This is a genomic window from Pseudomonas sp. MPB03 (genome assembly GCF_046605385.1).
GTDB classification, from domain to species: domain Bacteria; phylum Pseudomonadota; class Gammaproteobacteria; order Pseudomonadales; family Pseudomonadaceae; genus Aquipseudomonas; species Aquipseudomonas zanjanensis.
On sequence record NZ_CP176770.1, the window covers coordinates 318661 to 333380 of the forward strand.

General features: G+C 61.8%; 13 protein-coding genes. 3 read left to right on the forward strand and 10 right to left on the reverse strand.

The annotated features are described in order from the left end of the window. Nucleotides 1-237 precede the first annotated feature (237 nt). Nucleotides 238-2430 carry a TonB-dependent receptor gene (locus tag ACLH0I_RS01350; RefSeq protein WP_411386096.1) on the forward strand — a complete coding sequence of 731 codons (2193 nt, stop codon included), beginning with the start codon at nucleotides 238-240 and terminating at the stop codon, nucleotides 2428-2430. 879 nt (nucleotides 2431-3309) lie between these two features. Here the strand turns inward: ACLH0I_RS01350 and ACLH0I_RS01355 are convergent. Genes ACLH0I_RS01355 through ACLH0I_RS01375 form a run of 5 tightly spaced genes read right to left on the reverse strand, consistent with a single transcriptional unit; the run spans nucleotide 3310 to nucleotide 7215 of the window. Further along, a complete protein-coding gene (locus ACLH0I_RS01355; RefSeq protein WP_411386097.1) occupies nucleotides 3310-3945 on the reverse strand; it encodes an SCO family protein in 636 nt (211 codons plus the stop codon). Then, a complete protein-coding gene (gene cyoE / locus ACLH0I_RS01360) occupies nucleotides 3942-4841 on the reverse strand; it encodes a heme o synthase (protein WP_018600879.1) in 900 nt (299 codons plus the stop codon). The genes ACLH0I_RS01355 and cyoE overlap by 4 nt, the downstream gene beginning before the upstream one ends. After that, nucleotides 4829-5908: a COX15/CtaA family protein gene (locus tag ACLH0I_RS01365; protein WP_411386098.1), complete on the reverse strand. Its 1080-nt coding sequence runs from the start codon at nucleotides 5906-5908 to the stop codon at nucleotides 4829-4831. Before ACLH0I_RS01365 ends, cyoE begins: the two co-directional genes overlap by 13 nt. A 10-nt stretch (nucleotides 5909-5918) precedes the next feature. Then, the gene (locus ACLH0I_RS01370; RefSeq protein WP_411386099.1) at nucleotides 5919-6512 is read right to left on the reverse strand and encodes a hypothetical protein; all 594 of its coding nucleotides are present in this window, start codon (nucleotides 6510-6512) and stop codon (nucleotides 5919-5921) included. Then, nucleotides 6478-7215 carry an SURF1 family protein gene (locus ACLH0I_RS01375; protein WP_250961520.1) on the reverse strand — a complete coding sequence of 246 codons (738 nt, stop codon included), beginning with the start codon at nucleotides 7213-7215 and terminating at the stop codon, nucleotides 6478-6480. Before ACLH0I_RS01375 ends, ACLH0I_RS01370 begins: the two co-directional genes overlap by 35 nt. Before the next feature lie 70 nt (nucleotides 7216-7285). Between ACLH0I_RS01375 and ACLH0I_RS01380 the strand changes: the two genes are divergently transcribed. Next, nucleotides 7286-7489: a twin transmembrane helix small protein gene (locus ACLH0I_RS01380; RefSeq protein ID WP_186708284.1), complete on the forward strand. Its 204-nt coding sequence runs from the start codon at nucleotides 7286-7288 to the stop codon at nucleotides 7487-7489. Nucleotides 7490-7513: 24 nt separating this feature from the next. On the opposite strand, the gene ACLH0I_RS01385 is transcribed toward ACLH0I_RS01380, so the two are convergent. From ACLH0I_RS01385 to coxB, 4 genes are all read right to left on the reverse strand, one after another. Beyond that, nucleotides 7514-8401, reverse strand: coding sequence for a cytochrome c oxidase subunit 3 (locus tag ACLH0I_RS01385; RefSeq protein ID WP_186708282.1), 888 nt, complete (start codon nucleotides 8399-8401; stop codon nucleotides 7514-7516). A 24-nt stretch (nucleotides 8402-8425) separates the two neighbouring features. Continuing rightward, nucleotides 8426-8977: a cytochrome c oxidase assembly protein gene (locus tag ACLH0I_RS01390; protein WP_186708280.1), complete on the reverse strand. Its 552-nt coding sequence runs from the start codon at nucleotides 8975-8977 to the stop codon at nucleotides 8426-8428. Between the two features lie 121 nt (nucleotides 8978-9098). Further along, on the reverse strand, nucleotides 9099-10685 hold the full coding sequence (ctaD, locus tag ACLH0I_RS01395) for a cytochrome c oxidase subunit I (RefSeq protein WP_186708278.1): 1587 nt from the start codon (nucleotides 10683-10685) through the stop codon (nucleotides 9099-9101). An 82-nt stretch (nucleotides 10686-10767) separates the two neighbouring features. Beyond that, complete coding sequence (gene coxB, locus ACLH0I_RS01400) at nucleotides 10768-11895, reverse strand: cytochrome c oxidase subunit II (RefSeq protein ID WP_411386100.1); 1128 nt, start codon at nucleotides 11893-11895, stop codon at nucleotides 10768-10770. Between the two features lie 372 nt (nucleotides 11896-12267). Between coxB and ACLH0I_RS01405 the strand changes: the two genes are divergently transcribed. Beyond that, entirely contained in the window at nucleotides 12268-12918 is a 651-nt protein-coding gene (locus ACLH0I_RS01405) for a hypothetical protein (RefSeq protein ID WP_186708274.1), read from the forward strand. Nucleotides 12919-13176: 258 nt separating this feature from the next. On the opposite strand, the gene ACLH0I_RS01410 is transcribed toward ACLH0I_RS01405, so the two are convergent. Continuing rightward, entirely contained in the window at nucleotides 13177-14706 is a 1530-nt protein-coding gene (locus tag ACLH0I_RS01410; RefSeq protein WP_411386101.1) for a SulP family inorganic anion transporter, read from the reverse strand. Nucleotides 14707-14720 lie beyond the last annotated feature (14 nt).

Genomic DNA, 14720 nt, shown 5'->3' on the forward strand with positions numbered 1-14720 from the left:
ACTCGCCGTGGTGAGGGAGCTTGCTCCCGCTTGAGTGCGCAGCACTCATAGAGCCCGTGCGTCCGAACCGGCGATCCACATCCGCGACGCGCAATTGCGAGCCTCGGCCGACTGTCCAGGTCGTGCCGTTGTCCTTACTCATCTGCTGAGCTGCGCACCAAGTGGCTATAGCTAATCTATCTGCGAATCATTAGCATTAGCTGTACTGGCTTCCGTTTCCCCGCAGGTAATCACCCCATGCTATTTCCCTCTCGCCTTACGTTGCTCGCCGCGTGCTGCTCAGTCAGTTTCCTTGCCCAGGCGGCAGAGCCCATTGAATTGGGCGTGACCGACGTTACTGCCGATGCGATCAAAACCAACTCCAACACGCTACCAACGCCCTATGCGGGTGGGCAGGTGGCGAGCGGAGGCCAGATGGGGGTGCTGGGCAATCAGGACAACATGGATGTCCCGTTCGTGATGACGAGCTACACCTCGCAGTTGATTGAAGATCAACAAGCGGAAGATGTGGGTGATGTGCTGCTCAATGATCCGTCGGTGCGTCAATCCTATGGATTTGGTAACCAATCCCAGGTGTTCGTGATTCGAGGCCTGCCGCTTGCCAGCGACGACATTTCCTACAACGGGCTGTACGGCGTTTTACCGCGTCAAATTCTGTCGACGGATGCGATCGAGCGTGTCGAAGTGTTCAAGGGCCCCAACGCGTTTATCAACGGTGTCAGCCCGACGGGCTCGGGCTTGGGGGGCGGCGTCAACCTGCAGCCTAAACGCGCGGAGGATGTCCCGACGCGTCGTTATACCCAGGACATCAGCACCGATGGCCGCATTGGCGAGCATTTGGATATTGGGCAGCGATTCGGCGAGGACAATCGGTTTGGCGCCCGGTTGAACCTGAGCCAGCGGGAAGGTGATACAGCGATCGACAATCAGGATCAGCGCACCAAGTTGTTCGTGGCGGGCTTGGACTATCGAGGTGATGACTTCCGCCTCTCCACCGATTTCGGCTACCAGAAACAGCGTATCAACGGCCTGCGTAACTCGGTGAATATCGGCAGCGCCACCCGCATTCCCACGGCTCCGCACGCGAGCCACAATTTTGGCCAGGACTGGACTTACTCCGAAACCGAAGACACCTTCGGCATGGTTCGTGGCGATTGGGATTTGAACGAAAACTGGACCGCCTACCTGGCTGGCGGTGTAAAGCACACCCGAGAAACAGGGGTCTACGCCACACCGACACTGGTCGGCAATAACGGCGTAGCGACGATTGGCGGCTCGGAAATTCCTCACAATGAAGACAACACATCGTTCAGTGGCGGGTTGAACGGGCGCTTCAACACGGGCCCTGTCTCCCACCAGGTTGCGATCGGCGGCTCAACGATCTGGACCGAGCAGGAAAACGCCTACACGTTCTATCGTCCCGTTATCGGCAACAGCAATATTTACGACACTCCGAAGCTTCCCAAGCCGACGGCGGTGTCCAGCACCGGCGGTGAAATGGGCGATCCCGGGGTGACCGGCAAAACCCGCAACCGTAGCCTGGCGATTTCCGACACGGTGGGTTTGTTCGATGACAAGTTGCTGGTCACTTATGGTGTTCGTCGTCAGCAGTTGCGTGTCGAAAACTACAAGTACGATGGCACCACTTCAAACGGTGCCGCCAATCCAGCAAACGATGGCAGCCGTAGTACGCTCTACGATGAAGCCGTTACCACGCCGGTCTACGGCATCGTCTACAAGCCTGTGGAGAGCGTGTCGCTCTACGCCAACCGAATCGAAGGCCTTGCAAAAGGGCCAGTGGCGTCCGGTTCAGGCATCACCAACCTGGGCCAAGCCTTTCCCCCTGGCCGCACAAAACAGTTGGAAGCGGGCATCAAGCTGGACATGCAAACCTTCGGTGCCAACGTGGGTGTTTTCCGCATCGAGAAACCGTCCGATGGTTACGTCGACAACGCGCTGAACCTCTATGTGCGTGATGGTGAGCAGGTCAACAAGGGGCTGGAGATCAGCGTATTCGGCGAGCCCATCGAAGGCCTCCGGTTAATGGCCGGCGGTACCCGCATGACGTCCGAACTGAAAAACACCGCGGGCGGCCTCAACGATGGCAACCACGCCATCGGCGTGCCGACGTTTCAGCTCAATGCCAGCGTGGATTGGGATGTCCCGGGTATCGAAGGTGCCGCGCTCAGCGCGAGGATGTTGCGCACGGGCGGGCAGTACGCTGACCAGGCCAACAACCTGAGCTTGCCGACCTGGAACCGGTTCGACGCTGGCGCACGTTATAAGATGAAATTCGTGGAGAAAGACCTGACGTTGCGCGTCAACGTGGAAAACATTACCGATAAGAACTACTGGGCCTCGGCGAACGGCGGCTACCTTTCGCAGGGGGATCCGCGGTTGGTGAAGTTTTCGGGGACTATCGATTTCTAACTATTCATTTGAGGAAGGCTTGGAATATCGAGACTGAAGAGGGGAACCCAACCCTCTGTGGCGAGGGAGCTTGCTCCCGCTGGCCTGCGCAGCAGGCTTCTGCATTATTTCAGGTAAACCGCATCGTCTGGTTTTGCGGCTGCTGCGCAGCCGAGCGGGAGCAAGCTCCCTCGCCACGGGTGGTGTCTGGGCTGGCGTCATCGCGAGCAAGCTCCCTCGCCACGGGCGGTGTCTGGGCTGGCGTCATCGCGAGCAAGCTCGCTCCCACAGGGGATCGGGGTGTTGCGGATGTTGTGTTCGCCACCGCCCGGTGTGGGAGCGAGCTTGCTCGCGAAGAGGGTGTCACATTCAATATTGATGCAAGCTGACCCGCCGCTTTCGCGAGCAAGCTCGCTCCCACAGTACGTGGCGTTGGGCTGGATGTTCGGTTCGACACTAACCTCTGTGGCGAGGGAGCTTGCTCCCGCTGGCCTGCGCAGCAGGCCCCTGCATTTTTCCAGGCAAACCGCATCGTCCGGCTTTGCGACTGCTGCGCAGCCGAGCGGGAGCAAGCTTCCTCGCCACGGGGGGTGTCTGGGCTGGCGTCATCGCGAGCAAGCTCGCTCCCACAGTACGTGGCGTTGGGCTGGATATTCGGCTCGACACTAACCCCTGTGGCGAGGGAGCTTGCTCCCGCTGGCCTGCGCAGCAGGCCCCTGCATTATTTTAGGTAAACCGCATCGTCTGGTTTTGCGACTGCTGCGCAGCCGAGCGGGAGCAAGCTCCCTCGCCACGGGTGGTGTCTGGGCTGGCGTCATCGCGAGCAAGCTCGCTCCCACAGGGGATCTGTATTCCCACTGATGCCCCAGGCTGCAGAGAGCAGGCGGCCTCGCCTTGGCCTTATTTCCGCTTGAGCATCTCCGGCAACTGCGCCACCAACTTCTGATTATTCAACGGCGCCCGAATAAACCCACGCTGAGTACCGTCCGGGCCGATCACGGCGAGGTTGCCGCTGTGGTCAACTGTGTAGTTGGGCTTGCTGGTGTCCGCCGGGATGAACGGGATGCTCACCGCATTCGCCAGTTTCTGCAGGTCTTCCACTGATGAAGCGGTCAGGCCTTTGAATTGCGGGTCGAAGTAACCCAGGTACTGCTTGAGTTGCTTGGGCGTGTCGCGGTTCGGGTCGACGCTCACCAGTACGATCTGCAACTTGGCCACCGCCTCGGGCGGCAGTTCGCTTTTGATCTGGCGCAGTTGGGCGAGGGTGGTGGGGCAGATGTCCGGGCAGAAGGTGTAGCCGAAGAACAGCAGGCTCCATTTGTCTTTCAACCCGTCCATCGCCACGGGCTGGCCATCCTGGTCGGTCATTTTCACGTCCGGCAGGTTGCGGCTCTGGGGCAGCAGGATGATGCCGGCGTCGATCAACGCGGTCGGGTCGCCCTGGCCTTTGCTGGACAGCACTTTGTTGATGGTCAGGCCGAGGATCACTGCGATCACGGCCGCGAGGATGAAGACGGTTTTCTGGGTTCGAGTCATAGGCTCAACAGTAAGTAGTGATCAACGAGCAGGGCGATGAACAGCAGGAACAAGTACCAGATAGAGTACTTGAAGGTGTTGATCGCCGCGTGCGGCCGACTGCCACGGTACAACACCACGGCCCATTGCAGGAACCGGGCACCCAGCACCAGTGCGCAAATCAGGTACAGCATCCCGCTCATCTGGATCACGAACGGCATCAGGCTCACCGCCAGCAGCACCAAGGTGTACAGCAAGATATGGATCTTGGTGTAGTGCTCGCCGTGGGTCACCGGCAGCATCGGGATGTCGGCCTTGGCGTATTCCTCCTTGCGGTGAATCGCCAGGGCCCAGAAGTGCGGCGGGGTCCAGGCGAAGATGATCAGCACCAGCAACAGCGGTTCGGCGCTGACATGCCCGGTGGCCGCGACCCAGCCCAGCAGTGGCGGCGCGGCGCCGGCGAGGCCGCCGATGACGATGTTCTGCGGCGTCGCCCGTTTCAGGAAACCGGTGTAGACCACCGCATACCCCAGCAACGAGGCCAGGGTCAGCCAGGCCGTCAGCGGGTTGGTGAAGGCCAGCAGCATGGCTTGGCCGGCCACCGCCAGGGCCAGGGCGAAGGTCAGTGCGGCGGCCGGCGAGACCCGGCCCTCGGCCAATGGCCGCTTGTGGGTGCGCGCCATCACCGCGTCGATGCGCCGGTCCACCACATGGTTGACCGCCGCCGCCCCGCCGGCACACAGGGCGATGCCGAGGTTGCCGAACACCAGGACGGTCCATGGCACGCCGGCACGGGTGGCGAGGAACATGCCGACCAGCGAGGTGATCAGCATCAACACCACCACTTTCGGCTTGGTCAGCTCCAGGTAATCGCGCCAGATCGCTTGGCTGTGGCGTTCACCGGTCAGGGTTGCCATGGCATCTCTCCTTTTATTGTTATAGGGCTGACGCTGTGTTTATGCGGGTTGAAGCGCCAGCGCAGCGGGACCTGATGCTTGACCCGGACCAGGCTGGTACGGGCGTGATAGTTGACCAATACCAGGGTCAGCAACAACGCGGCGCCCCCGGCGTTGTGGGCGACGGCCACTGGCAACGGCAGATGGAACAGCACGTTGCTGATGCCCAGGGTGATCTGTGCCGCCAATGCTGCCAGCACCAGCCCGGCGAGCCGGGTCATGCCGACGCTCTTCAATTGCCAGGCCAGGCCCAGCAGCACCACGGTCACCAGCAAGGCGCCGATGCGGTGGGTCAGGTGAATGGCGGTGCGGGCGTCACTGTCCAGTTGCCCGCCGAGATAGTTGGGGCCGATGTGCTGGGTCAGGTGGAAGCCGTTGGCAAAATCCGCCGGCGGCAGCCATTGGCCGTGGCAGGTGGGGAAGTCGATGCAGGCCACGGCGGCGTAGTTGGAGCTGACCCAACCTCCCAGGGCAATCTGGCCGATCACCAACAGCAGTCCGGCGGTGGCCCAATGTTGCAGGCGCTTGGGCACGGTCAGCGCGGGTAATACGCCAGACAATCTCAGCGTCAGCAGGAACAGCAGGCTCAACGTCGCGAACCCGCCCAGCAGATGCCCGGTGACCACCTGCGGCCAGAGCTTGAGGGTCACGGTCCACATGCCGAACGCTGCCTGGGCGAAGACCACGGCCAGCAAGAACAGCGGCAATTTCAAAGGCTGGCCGGGGCGGCGACGGTTCATCCAGGCTCGAGCGGCCAGGGCGGTAATCATCAGCCCCAGGGCCCCGGCAAAGTAGCGATGGACCATCTCGTTCCAGCCTTTGTGGGCTTCCACCGGGGTGTCGGGGAAATGCAGCTCGGCATGGGCCAGTTGGGCTTCGCTCTTGGGCACGCTGATGAAGCCGTAGCAACCGGGCCAGTCCGGGCAACCGAGGCCGGCGTGGGTGAGCCGGGTGTAGGCGCCCAGCAGGACGACGATCAGTGCCAGCAGCGTGGCAAACAGCGCGAGGCGAAATCCAGGTTTGGCCATGTCGATGCCCTCATCCGATGTTCGACAGTTTCAGCAGGTGGCGCAGGTCGTTGAGCAGGTCCTTGCCCTTGACCCTGGCGTCGTAGCGCAGCACCAGGTTGCTGTGGGGATCGATGATCCACAGTTGGGCGCCGCCGGAGCCTTGGGCGCCTTTCTGATACGCCGGCAGGTCCAGTGGATAACGTTGCAGTTGCGGGTACTCGCGTTGCAGTTGGGCGTCGTACTCGCTGTCCAGCGGCTGCGCGATGGCCAGGGCATGGCTGGCGCGGCCGGCGTCGCGTCCCAGGCCGATCTGCACCTGCCGCGCCAGATAGACCAATTGGCGGCAGTCCACCGAGCACTCCTGCGGCGCGGTGACCAGGATCTGCCAGCGTTGCTCATCGGCTTGTACGCCAATCTCGGCGCGGGTCTGGCCGGTGCCGATCAGTTCGCCGTGGTAGCTGCGACTGTCGGGCACCCAGAACTGGAATTTGTACATGCCGGTGGCGAGGATCATCGGGCCGATCACGCCCAGCACGATCAACAGCAATTGCACGCGCCCCTTGCGACGGCTGCGTGCGTCGGGCGCGTCAGACGTGTTGGTTGGATTCATGGTGTTTCCCATGGTGTCTCCCTGCGTTGTGCCATCCGAGATAAAGGAACAGGCCGAACAGCGCCGCCGCCATGGCGAACCACTGCACGGCATAGCCGAGGTGTTTTTCCGGCCCCATGGCCACCACCGGCCAATCGGTCCGGTAGGCGCCGGGGCCGCTTTGTTGGCGTAATTCATAGGCGAAGCCGTTGCGGTCGAGGTCGGCCCAGAGCTTGTCCGGCTCGATGGCGGTGACCAGTCGCGGCCAGGGTGCACCGGCCGGGTCGGCGTGAAGTTGGAAGGTGGCGCCGGGTGCGACGTAGACCCAGGCCTGAAGGCTCACGGGTTGTTCCGGGGTGTTGAAGACCGGCGGGATGCGCCGGTCCGGCCAGGGCAGCCAGCCGCGATTGACCAGCAGCCACAGCCCGGTGCGGTGGTCGAGGAACGGTTGCAGCAATTCGACGCCGACCTTGCCGCCGTGCTGGCGGTTATCCAGCAGGATGCTGTGCTCGGCGTCGAACTGGCCTTGCAGCGTGACCGGTCGAAAGGCCGGGTCCGAGGTGTGCGCCAGCTCGCTGCTGTCCATCGGCGCCGCCACGCGGCGCTCGGCGTAAGTGTCCATGAGCACACGCTTCTGTTCGCCCCGGCTCAGTTGCCAGAACCCCAGGCACACCATCACTGGCACCAGCACGGCCACCACCAATGACGGCACGATGCCCGGCCGGAAGCCTTTCATGGCGTCGCCCGAAAGCTGTCGAACGGGATAGCTATACTCACGTGCATCGCGTCCCCCCGGAGTGTCCCTAATGCTCAAAGCAGCCATCGCCCTGATGCTGATCGCCACGATTGCCAGCCTGTTCAGCGGCCTGTTTTTTCTGGTCAAGGACGACAGCAGTTCCAATCGACTGGCCATCGCCCTGGCGATTCGTGTCGCCTTGGCCGCCGTCACCGTCGGCTTGATCGCCTGGGGCTTTTTCAGCGGCCAGTTGGTGTCGCATGCTCCTTGGTAAAGAGCCGCCCTGGTAACGGCTGCCTCAGAGGATGTAGACGAAGAAGAACAAGCCGATCCACACCACATCGACGAAGTGCCAGTACCAGCTCGCGGCCTCGAAGCCGAACTGGTGCTCGTTGTCGAAATGCCCGCGCATGATGCGCATCAGCATCACGAACAAGATGATCGTGCCGATGGTGACGTGGGCGCCGTGAAAGCCCGTGAGCATGAAGAACGTCGCGCCGTAGATTCCCGAGCCCAACGTCAGGCCCAGCTCTTTATAGGCGTGGATGTATTCCTCGGCCTGGAAGCCCAGGAAGGCGCAACCCAGCAGCACGGTGATCGCCAGCCAGATTTTCAGCGCGCCACGATGGCCTTTTTTCAGGGCATGGTGGGCGATGGTCACGGTGACGCTGGAGCTGACCAGCAGGATGGTGTTGAGCAGCGGCAAGCCCCAAGGGCTGATCACATCCTTGGGCGGTGGGAATAGCTTGGGATCGGGGTTGTTCAACAACGGCCAGACGTATTCGAAGTTCGGCCAGAGCATTTCCGATAAACCCTTGCTGCCTTCACCGGCCAACCCCGGCGCCGAGACCATGCGCACATAGAACAGCGCACCGAAGAAGGCGACGAAGAACATCACTTCGGAAAAGATGAACCAGCTCATGCCCCAGCGGAACGAGCGGTCGAGCTGGGCGCTGTACAGCCCGGCGCGGCTTTCCTTGATGACCGCGCCGAACCAGCCGAACAGCATGTAGGCCACCAGCAGGCCGCCGACGAAAAAGATCAGCGGGCCGTGGGAATCCGGGCGGTCGGCTTTCAGGTCGTTGAACCAGGTCGCCAGGCCATACACCGTGACGAACATCCCGACCGTGGCGATGATCGGCCATTTGCTCTGGGCCGGAACGTAATAGTGCTCATGAGTTGCCATTTATTGTTCTCCTTATCGGGCACGCTATCGGTCAGTGTTTAGAGCCACCGGTGGATGACGAGCGGTGATGTCGAACAGCGTGTAGGACAGCGTCAGATGCTTCACTTCCTTGGGCATGTCCCGGTCGACGATGAAGCGCATGGGCATTTCGATGCGTTCGCCGGGTTGCAGCACTTGCTGGGTAAAACAAAAACATTCGGTCTTGTGGAAATACGCCGCCGCGTTGCTCGGCGAGATGCTCGGCACCGCCTGGGCGCTCATCGGCCGGTCGGTGGGGTTGTGCGCGACAAACACCATCTCGTTGACCGCCCCGGCCTTGACCACCAGCTCATCGCCCTTGGGGTAGAAGTCCCAGACCATGTCCACCGCGTTGGTCGACAGGAATTGCACACGCACCTGGCGCGACTCATCGACGACCTGCTCGCCTTCGTACTGCCCACCGGTCTTGCCATTGATGCCGAACGCCTTGCACATCACGTCGTAGATCGGCACCAGGGCAAACCCGAAGATGAACATGGCGACCACCACCAGCAGCAGGCGGGTGACCAGTTTTTTCAGCGAGATCGAGTCAGCCATGATTTCCAGTCCCTACCGAGAACCCTGTGGGAGCGAGCTTGCTCGCGATGCAGGCGACGCGGTGTGCCTGTTCCACCGCTATCGCGAGCAAGCTCGCTCCCACATAAGGCCCCGGTGTCATCTATTTCACTTCCGGCGGCGTAGTAAACGTGTGATACGGCGCCGGCGACGGCACGCTCCACTCCAGCCCTTCGGCCCCATCCCACGGCTTGGCCGGTGCCGGCGGGCCGCCGCGGATGGTCTTGATCACGATGAACAGGAAGAAGATCTGCGTGGTGCCGAACATGAACGCGCCGATGGACGAGACCATGTTGAAGTCGGCGAACTGCAGGTTGTAGTCGGGAATCCGCCGGGGCATGCCCGCCAGGCCCACGAAATGCATCGGGAAGAACGCCAGGTTCATGCCGATGAACGAGAGCCAGAAGTGCAGCTTGCCGAGGGTCTCGTCGTACATGTGGCCGGTCCATTTCGGCAGCCAGTAGTAGGCCGAGGCGAAGATCCCGAAGATCGCCCCGGGCACCAGCACGTAGTGGAAGTGCGCGACCACGAAGTAAGTGTCCTGGTACTGGAAGTCCGCCGGGGCGATGGCGAGCATGAGCCCGGAGAAACCGCCGATGGAAAACAGGATCACGAACGCCACGGCGAACAGCATCGGCGTCTCGAAGGTCAGCGAGCCTTGCCACATGGTGCTGGCCCAGTTGAACACCTTCACCCCGGTGGGCACGGCGATCAGCAGGGTCGCGTACATGAAGAACAGCTCGCCCACCAGCGGGATGCCGACCACGAACATGTGGTGCGCCCAGACGATGAACGACAGGAACGCGATGGCGGCCGTGGCGTAGACCATCGAGGTGTAGCCGAACAACGGCTTGCGGGAGAACGCCGGGATGATCGAGCTGACGGCACCGAAGGCCGGCAGGATCATGATGTACACCTCGGGGTGGCCGAAGAACCAGAACACGTGCTGGAACAGCACCGGGTCACCGCCACCGGCGGCACTGAAGAAGCTGGTGCCGAAGTGGATGTCCATCAGCATCATCGTCACGCAGCCGGCCAGCACCGGCATCACCGCGATCAGCAGGAACGCGGTGATCAGCCAGGTCCAGACGAACAGTGGCATTTTCATCAGGGTCATGCCGGGCGCGCGCAGGTTGAGGATGGTGGCGACCACGTTGATCGCCCCCATGATCGAGCTGATACCCATCAGGTGAATGGCAAAGATGAAGAACGTCACGCTTTCCGGCGCATAGGTGGTGGACAGCGGCGCATAGAAGGTCCAGCCGAAGTTCGGCCCGCCGCCGGGAGTGAACAGCGTCGAGACCAACATCAGGAACGCCGCCGGCAACAGCCAGAAGCTGAAGTTGTTCATGCGCGGCAGGGCCATGTCCGGCGCGCCGATCATCAGCGGGACCATCCAGTTGGCCAGGCCGACGAACGCCGGCATCACCGCGCCGAAGACCATCACCAGGCCATGCATGGTGGTCATCTGGTTGAAGAATTCCGGCTGGACGATCTGCAAACCGGGCTGGAACAGCTCGGCGCGGATCACCATGGCGAACGAGCCGCCCAGCAGGAACATCGAGAAGGCGAACCACAGGTACAGCGTGCCGATGTCCTTGTGGTTGGTGGTCAGCACCCAGCGCATCAGGCCCTTGGCGGGGCCGTGGGCGTGGTCGGCATGACCGTGGTCATCGATCACAGCACTCATGTCCTTTCTCCTTCGAACCAATGGGCTGGACGGCGCGGGGCAACGCGCCCCGACCGGTTATGGGAACGAGCGTCGGGCCGGCTCATTGGCTTTCCGCCTGTTTGAGTTCCAGCACTTCTTTAGGCGTCACCATGTCGCCCTTGTTGTTGCCCCAGGCGTTGCGTTCATAGGTCACGACCGCAGCGATATCGACTTCCGACAGTTGTTTGCCGAACGCCGCCATTGAGGTGCCGGGCTTGCCGTGGAAGACAATGTTCAGGTGATCCTTGATCGGCCCGGTGGCGATTTTCGAGCCCTTGAGCGCCGGGAACATCGGCGGCAAGCCTTGGCCTTCGGCCTGGTGGCAGGCCACGCAGGTGGTGTGATAGACCTTGTCGCCACGCTCGACGAGCTCTTCGCGCGTCCATTCCTTGCTGGTCAGCTCCTTGAGCTGCGCGGCTTCGGCCTTGCGTTCGCCCAGCCATTTCTCGTAGTCGGGCTTGCTCTTGACCTCCACCACGATCGGCATGAAGCCGTGGTCCTTGCCGCACAGCTCGGCGCATTGGCCGCGATAGATGCCGGGCTTGTCGACGCGGGTCCAGGCTTCGTTGACGAACCCCGGGATGGCGTCGCGCTTGACCGCGAAGGCCGGCACCCACCAGGAGTGGATCACGTCGGCGGAGGTCACCAAAAAGCGCACCTTGGCATCGACCGGCAGCACCAGCGGCTTGTCGACCTCCAACAGGTAGTGCTCGCCCTTGGCGCTCTGGTTGTGGATCTGTTCGGCGGGGGTCGCCAGGTTGCTGAAGAACTCGACGTCCTGGCCCAGGTACTTGTAGTGCCACTTCCACTGGTAACCGGTGACCTGGATATCGATCTCCGACTCACTGGAGTCGTACATCTTGATCAGGGTCGCGGTGGCAGGAATCGCCATCAGCACCAGGATCAGGAAGGGCACGATGGTCCAGAGGATTTCGACGCGGGTGTTTTCGTGAAAGTGCGCGGCATTCTGGCCGGTTGAGCGGCGGTGCATCATCATCGACCAGAACATGGCGCCGAAGACGATGATGCCGATGACCACACAGATCCAGAAGATGGTCATGTGCAGGTCGAACACTGCGTTGCTGATCTGTGTCGCTCCAGGCGCCATATTCACAGTCCAGGCCGCTTGTGCCTGACTGAAAATCGACCACAACAGGAGGCCCATCCATACGTGTGGATGTCGCGTCATTGCGGGTTCCCCTTATCGTTCTTGTTATCCCGTAGGCGTAAAGCCTGCGGCAAGGGATCGGCTATTCAGACTGCTTAATTGACTCGCCGCGCCTTGCTGCACATGCAATCGGGTGTCATCAGCTAACTCCATTCCAAACCGAGTATAGACAGCACCTGCAACCTCGCAACGCGATGGCGTAAATCGTTTGAAACAGCCGGGGCTTGCGCTAGAGCCCACGAATGGAGAAGGATGCGAACTGAGTGATGGCAAACCGATATAACTGTGACGCAGCAAGGAAGGGGCAGTTATGAAAAATAGGTCTTAGGAGTGTTTTTGCGCCAGCTAAGTTATGTCTTCCCTATTTCATTGCCTTTGTTTCCTGGAGTTGTCATGAACACCGCCGCATTGCGCGAGCAGATCCAAAAAGCCCAACAACACGAAGCCGAGACCGGCCAATTGACCCGCCAACTGGAGGCCCAGTTACCGCATCTGCACCGCACCATTCAATTGCCGGACACGAACCCCAATAACGCCCTCGCGCGGTTTGTCGCGGCGTACATCGATGAAGTGCCCGACCTGCTGGACGCAGCCAACGACGTGGCGAGGGAAGCGGGTATCGAGTCGCAGATCAAACCGGTACTGAAGATTGCCGAACAGTATTTCCTCCAGCCGCCGACCATCATGGCCGGGCATGTCGGGCTCGACAGCCTGCTGGACGAAGCCTATCTGGCGCACCGGTTTGTCGAAGAGGTGAATGACCTTTATATCAAGCATTTCGGCCAGCCATTGATCCCCTTGGACATGACGGTCGCCAACCTGATCGCCCACCAGTTGATCGGTGAGGCATTTGCCAACCAGCTCGATGAAGTGGTGCATCACACGTTCGACGAGATGCTCAACGACGAGACGTTTGCCTTGGAATCTGTAGAAGCCTATCGCGAGAAGCTCAGCAGCCCTGAGACCGGCGCAGCCTGGAAGCGCTGGCCGTGCATGTCCCGTCGCTTGGGCGTGGGCCTGGAGCTGGATCAGCCGGCGGCTTGATCCCCCCGAAAAAAACACAAACCCCCTGTGGGAGCGAGCTTGCTCGCGATGGCATTGCATCAGCCACATCGCAGTCGACTGACACTTCGCCATCGCGAGCAAGCTCGCTCCCACATTGGATCCGTGGTGTTCATGAATCATATGTCCTACACCGGCCCCCTGTGGGAGCGAGCTTGCTCGCGATGGCATAGGGTCAGCCACATCGCAGTCGACTGACACTCCGCCATCGCGAGCAAGCTCGCTCCCACAGGGGCATGGTTAACCGGTCGCTGCGCCAACCCCTACGGTGGTCCGCAACCGCCCTTCCAATCGACGCTTGAGCCCGCGGGATTCAATCAGTAGCTTCGAACCCTTGCTGGCATTCGCCCGGCCCCATTCTTCCAGCAACTCCAGGCACGAGTGATCGATGTAGCTCAGGTTATTGAGCGGCACGTGCACGGTCGCGCCCGTTGGGATGGTGGCCAGCACCTGGGTCAGCGCCGGCACCTTGAGGAAGGTGGCCGCCCCCACCAGGCGCAGTTCCATCTCGCCTTCCTGAGGCAGGTCGATCAGGCTGATTTTTAGGCGCGACGCTTTCCAGGCCAGTTTCACCAGGGTCAGGCCGAAGCCGATCAGCACACCGGTCAGCAGGTCGGTGAAGATGATCGCCAGCGCCGTGGCGGCGTAGGTGAACATCGGCATCCGGCCATAACGGCCCAGGCTTCGAAACGCCTTGAGGTCCACCAGTTTGAAACCGGTGTAGACCAGCACGCCGGCCAGGCTCGCCACCGGAATGCTTTGCAGCACGCTGGACAGCAACAGCACGAACAGCAGCAGCCACAGGCCGTGGAAAATCGTCGACATCCGCGTGGTGGCCCCGGCCTGGACGTTGGCCGAACTGCGCACGATCACACCAGTCATCGGCAAGGCGCCGAGCAGGCCGCAGAGCATGTTGCCGATCCCTTGCGCCGACAGTTCCCGGTCGAAGTCCGCACGTTCACCGCTGTGCATGCGATCCACGGCGGCCGCCGACAGCAGGGTTTCGGCACTGGCGATGAAGGCCACCGCGAACGCGGCGATCAGCAGCGTTGGGTCGGCCAGGTTCAGCAGGTCCGCCGGGCGCAGCCAATCAATGGCTTCGGCCAGGTTCTCCGGAACCTCCACGCGCTTGACCTGCAAGGCCAGCAGCAGGCTGGCGACGGTCGCCAGGCCAACGCCCAGCAAGGCACCGGGAACGAAGCGCAGGCTGTGGGGGCGAAACTTTTCCCACAGCCACATCACCGCGATCGTCGACAGACCGAGCAGGCCGGCCTGCCAGCCGAAGGACGGCAAGGCCTGGGCCACTGCCGTCGGGAACGCCGCGAGGTTATCCAGCCCGGAGGGCTTGGGCGCCGCGTCCAGCATCACATGGACCTGGGACAACACGATCAGCACGCCGATACCCGCGAGCATCCCGTACACCACCGCAGGCGCAGTGACCCGGAACCAGCAACCCAGGCGAAAGCGCCCGGCCAACAGTTGCAGCAGGCCGGCCAGCAGCAGGATCGGCCCGAGCATCGCCACGCCATGCTGGCGCACCAGTTCGAAGACCAACACCGCCAACCCGGCGGCCGGGCCGCTGACTTGCAGCTTCGAGCCAGCCAGAAAACCCACGACCAGACCACCGATGATCCCGGTAATCAGGCCCTTGGCCGGCGGCAGGCCGGAGGCGATGGCAATGCCCATGCACAAGGGCAGCGCCACCAGGAACACAACCACCGAAGCCAATAGCTCCCGTGGCAGAACAGCTTTTAATTGAGCAGCACGCATGGCGACTCTCCCGA